We start from the raw sequence: 433 nt of genomic DNA, 5'->3' as shown, positions 1-433 counted from the left end.
GGTTCAGGCCGATTGGATGGGAACGGTATTCCGCTAGACTTTTTTGCAGATCACAATGTTAGGTTAGGTTTTGCATATGCCTTTGATTATGATGGTATGATAAATGATGTTTTAAAAGGTTTGGGTAAAAAAGTCCCCACCGCTTTACCTACCGGATTCTTAGGATTCGATGAAAATCTTCCAACATATGAATTGGACCTACAAAGAGCTGAAAATTATTTCAAACGTGCTTACAATGGGAGATTATGGCAAATTGGTTTCAAAATGACTATCCTTTACAATACAGGTAACGATGCAAGAAGAGTATCAGCAGAGATATTGAGGGATAATTTAGCAAAGATCAATCCAAGATTCCAAGTTGAAGTTAGAGGAGTTCAATGGCCAACTTACTTAGATGCAAGAGAAAACATGTTGCTTCCAGTTTACATCATAG

Annotated in this window: 1 protein-coding gene; it reads left to right on the top strand. The window is 37.4% G+C overall.

From position 1 onward, the window contains the following. The coding region (locus tag AD60_RS10000) for an ABC transporter substrate-binding protein (RefSeq protein WP_233186889.1) at nt 1-433 on the top strand (433 nt) is incomplete at both ends.

Origin of the sequence: Petrotoga sp. SL27 (assembly GCF_002924605.1) — a bacterium.
GTDB classification, from domain to species: Bacteria; Thermotogota; Thermotogae; order Petrotogales; family Petrotogaceae; genus Petrotoga; species Petrotoga sibirica.
This window is presented reverse-complemented; position numbering and strand designations above follow the sequence as displayed.